Raw genomic sequence first — 4,314 nt, 5'->3', positions numbered from 1 at the left:
TCCCGAAGGAGGTTCATCGTTCGACTTGCATGTGTTAAGCACGCCGCCAGCGTTCGTCCTGAGCCAGGATCAAACTCTCCGTGAATGCTTCCCCGTGATCGGGGCGAACACCACGAGAGCGGAACCGGGAGGAGGAATAATCCTTCCGGTTCACAGCGTCCTCGCTGTGTTATTTCAAAGGAACCTCGCCCCAGCCATCCGGCCGGAGACGGGGTATCAACATATCTGGCGTTGACTTTTGGCACGCTGTTGAGTTCTCAAGGAACGGTCGCTTCCTTCGTACTCACCCTCTCGGGCTTTCCTCCGGGCGCTTCCCTTCGGTGTTTCCGACTCTATCAGATCTTTTCTCGATCCGATTTCCTCGGTGCTTTCCAGGTTCCCGCTCTCGCGTTTCCCTTTCCGGCGGTTCCGACTCTATCAGACTCTCCGGCTTTCCTTCGAGCTGATCCCCGGTCAGCGGGGTTCGTCCTCCGGGCTGTTGGGCCCTTCCGACGTCTCAAACCTTAGCGGACTCTCTCGGCGATTCCCAATCGGGCCCTTGCGGATCCGGATCAGAGAATGACGAGTCCCGTGCGAATTGAATTCGGGCACACCCAAATCAACCCGGTGGGGAGATCGTGCTGGAGGTTTGGTGCCGCAGGTGCGGCGGGAGTGTCGTCACGGAGCACCATGTCTCCGCGGCAACCCGAAGAACCTTACGGATCGGCGAGGGGCGCGTCAAGCTCCCTCGTCAAGATTTTTTAGTCCAGGTCGGTGAGCCGGCCGCCGGCGTCCGGCTGGGCGTGCTCCACCCGGCGCAGGAGGCGGGTCAGCACCTCGCCGAGGGCGGTGCGTTCCGCCGGGGAGAGGTCCTGCAGGAGGTCACCCTCGAAGACCGTCGCCAGGCGCATGGCCTCCAGCCACTTCTCGCGGCCCTCGGGGGTCAGCTCGACGATGACGCGGACGCGGTTGGACTCGTCGCGCTCACGGGTGACCAGGCCCTCGGCGACCATGCGGTCGATGCGGTGGGTCATCGCGGCCGGGGTGAGCCCCAAGCGCTTGGCGAGGTCGCTCGGGCCCATGCGGTAGGGGGCGCCGGAGAGGACCAGTGCCTTGAGGACCTCCCACTCGGCGTTGCTGATGCCGAGCGCGGCGGTCTGCCGGCCGTAGGCGACGTTCATGCGGCGGTTCAGGCGGGAGAGCGCGGAGACGATCTTCTCGACCTGGGGGTCGAGGTCCTGGAACTCACGCTGGTAGGCAGCGATCTGCTCGTCGAGGGTCGGCTCACTGCCGATGCTGTCGATGCTGCCTTGGGTCTCTCCCATGTCCGCAGTATCGCACGCGGCCCGTTGGCATTGAAGTTCTTCGGCATGTACTCTTTAGCTTCGAAATTTATCTTCGAAGTCTTCAGTTCTAACTACTGAGGCTCGTCAAGGACCTGACACCCAACGACCGGAGAGAGGTGAACGTGACCAGGGCGATGGGCGCAGCGATGCGCCGGATCCACGTGGGCAACGCACTCAGCGCGTTCGGGCTCGGCTTCACCGTCCCCTACCTGTACGTCTATGTGGCGCAGGTGCGGGGGCTGGGAGCCATGACGGCGGGGTTCGTCCTCGCCGTCTTCGCCGTGGCCGCGCTGATCGTGCTGCCGTTCGCCGGCAGGGCGATCGTGCGGCGCGGCCCGCTGCCGGTCCTGGTCGCCGCCCTGGTCATGGCCGCGCTGGGCGCGCTGAGCCTGGGGCTGGCCGGCGGGGCGGCGTCCGTGCTGCTGTCGGCGGCGGCGCTCGGCGCGGGGCAGGCGGTGATGCAGCCGGCGCTGGCGACGATGATCGTGGACTGCTCGACGGCGGAGACCCGGTCGCGGGCGTTCGCGGTGCAGTTCTTCCTGCAGAACCTGGGGCTCGGGGTCGGCGGCCTCATCGGCGGTCACCTGGTGGACACCACGCGCGTCTCCTCCTTCACGCTGCTGTTCTCGATCGAGGCCGCGGTGTTCCTGCTGCTGGTGGCGCTGATGGCGACGGTCCGGATGCCGAAGGCACCGCGGATCGAGGACGCTCCTGAGCGGGCCGGTGCGGGCAAGGGCAGCTGGCGGCAGCTGCTGGGCAACCGGGCCATGGTGCAGCTGTGCGTGCTGGGCTTCGTGCTGTTCTTCGCCTGCTACGGCCAGTTCGAGTCCGGGCTGAGCGCGTACGGCGTGGAGGCGGCCGGGATCTCGACGTCGGCGCTGGGGACGGCGCTGGCCGCGAACACGCTGATGATCGTGGTGGCGCAGTTCGCCGTGCTGCGGTTCGTCGAGCGGCGCCGGCGTACGCGGGTGATGGCCGCGGTGGGCGTGATCTGGGCCGTGGCGTGGGCTGTCGCGGCGTACGCGGGGCTGGGGCACGGCAGCCAGGCGATGGCGACGGCGGCGTTCGTGTCGACGTACGCGCTGTTCGGGCTGGGTGAGGCGATGCTGTCGCCGACGCTCGCGCCGCTGGTGGCGGATCTGGCGCCGGAGGGCATGGCCGGGCAGTACAACTCGGCTTTCGCCCTGGTCAAGCAGCTGGCGCTGGCGGTGGGTCCGGCGGTGGGCGGTCCGCTGGCGGCCGCGCTGCCGGGGCCGTACGTGGTGACGTTCCTGGTGTTCTCGCTGGCGATCAGCGTGCTCGCGCTGCGGCTGGGCCGGGGGCTGACCGCCGTGCAGGATCATCCGTGGGCCGTGCGCAGCCGGGTGGTGGCGCGCGGCGGGGCCGCCGCGGAGGCGGTGGCCGCCGAGGCGTGAGCCGTGCCGTGTCCGTCCTGACGAGGGCGGTCGTCACCGAGGGGTGGCGGCCGCCCTCGTCCGTGTCCGCGTGCGGCGGAGCTACGGCTGTTTCCTCGGCAGGGTGAACTCGCACCACACCGCCTTGCCGCCGCCCGGGGTACGGCGGGCGCCCCAGTGGGTGGCGATGGTCGCGACGATCGCGATGCCGCGGCCGGACTCGTCGGCCGGTTCGGCGCGACGGCGCCGGGGCAGGTGGTCGTCGCCGTCGGTGACCTCGACGATGAGGCGGCGGTCGGTGCGGCGCAGGCGCAGCCGCATGGGGGGCGTGCCGTGCTGGAGGGAGTTGGCGACCAGTTCGCTGGCCGCGAGGACGCCCAGGTCGTGCAGGTCGGGTGGGAAGCGCCAGCTGGTCAGGACGCCGGAGGCGAAGGCGCGGGCGCGGGGGGCGGCTTCGACTCCGCCGAGCAGTTCGAGCGTGGCGTTGCGGAACAGCTCGCCGTCCGGGCCGGTGCGGGCCGGGTGCTGGAGGACGAGGACGGCGACGTCGTCGTCGTGGTCGGCCTGCAGGCCGGCCGAGCGGACCAGGCGGTCGCAGACGACCTGGGGGGTGCCGGTGGCACCGGCCAGGGCGCGCTCCAGGGCGGTGATGCCCTCGTCGATGTCCTCGGTGCGGCGCTCCACCAGGCCGTCGGTGTAGAGGACGGCGGTGGCGCCGGGGGCGAGCGGGACGGAGCCGGAGGAGTGCATCCAGCCGCCGGTGCCCAGTGGGGGGCCGGTGGGTTCGTCGGCGCGCAGCACGGTGCCGTTCTCGTCGCGGACCAGGATCGGCAGGTGGCCGGCGGAGGAGTACACCAGCCGGCCCTCGTTGGGGTCGTGGATGGCGTAGACGCAGGTGGCGATCTGGTTGGCGTCGATCTCGGCGGCGAGGCCGTCGAGCAGCTGGAGCACCTCGTGCGGCGGCAGGTCCATGCGGGCGTAGGCGCGTACGGCGGTGCGCAGCTGGCCCATGACGGCGGCGGCGCGCACCCCGCGGCCCATGACGTCGCCGATGACCAGGGCGGTGCGGCCGCCGCCGAGGGTGATGACGTCGTACCAGTCGCCGCCGACCGCGGCCTCGGTGCCGCCGGGCTGGTAGGTGGCGGCGATGCGCAGGTCGTCGGGTTGTTCGAGGACCTGCGGGAGGAGGGAGCGCTGGAGGGTGACGGCGGTCTCGCGCTGTTGGCGCTCGCTGGCGCGCAGGCGATCGGCGGCCTCGGCGTGGTCGGTGACGTCGGTGGCGAAGACGAGCACGCCCGGTTCGGCCGCGGGGTCGGTCGGTCCGCCGGTGTCGGTGTCGGTGACGGGGGTGCAGGTGAAGGTGTAGGAGCGGCCGTCGGGGGCCTTGCGGGACTTCAGGGTGCGGGGCCGGCCGCTGCGCAGGACCTGGTCGAGGAGCGGGAGCAGGCCCAGTTCGCGCAGTTCGGGCAGGGCCTCGCGGGCGGGTTCCCCGAGGGGGCGGGTGCCGAAGGCGGCGGTGTAGGCGGTGTTGACGTAGGCGATGCGGTGGTCGGGGCCGTGGACGAGGGCGACGAGGGCGGGGACCCGTTCGAGGA

The 4,314-nt window shown here is 70.7% G+C and carries 3 protein-coding genes; 1 reads left to right on the top strand and 2 read right to left on the bottom strand.

Translation table 11 applies throughout. The features are described 5' to 3' along the window. Window positions 1-740 precede the first annotated feature (740 nt). Entirely contained in the window at window positions 741-1,304 is a 564-nt protein-coding gene (locus GV126_RS18845; protein ID WP_159668199.1) for a MarR family winged helix-turn-helix transcriptional regulator, read from the bottom strand. A 167-nt stretch (window positions 1,305-1,471) separates the two neighbouring features. On the opposite strand from GV126_RS18845, the gene GV126_RS18840 reads away from it, so the two are divergent. Beyond that, entirely contained in the window at window positions 1,472-2,740 is a 1,269-nt protein-coding gene (locus GV126_RS18840) for an MFS transporter (protein WP_185947362.1), read from the top strand. 81 nt (window positions 2,741-2,821) lie between these two features. Here the strand turns inward: GV126_RS18840 and GV126_RS18835 are convergent. Further along, window positions 2,822-4,314 (bottom strand): ATP-binding SpoIIE family protein phosphatase (locus GV126_RS18835; RefSeq protein WP_159668193.1); only part of this gene is annotated, 1,493 nt, incomplete at its 5' end.

Origin of the sequence: Streptomyces mexicanus (assembly GCF_902506575.1) — a bacterium.
Taxonomy (GTDB): domain Bacteria; phylum Actinomycetota; class Actinomycetes; order Streptomycetales; family Streptomycetaceae; genus Streptomyces; species Streptomyces mexicanus.
This window is presented reverse-complemented; position numbering and strand designations above follow the sequence as displayed.

Bases quoted from the DNA above. Each gene is read 5' to 3' on its own strand.
- GV126_RS18840 (WP_185947362.1), top strand. From the start codon at position 1,472: ATGCGCCGGATCCACGTGGGCAACGCACTCAGCGCGTTCGGGCTCGGC.
- GV126_RS18845 (WP_159668199.1), bottom strand. From the start codon at position 1,304: ATGGGAGAGACCCAAGGCAGCATCGACAGCATCGGCAGTGAGCCGACC.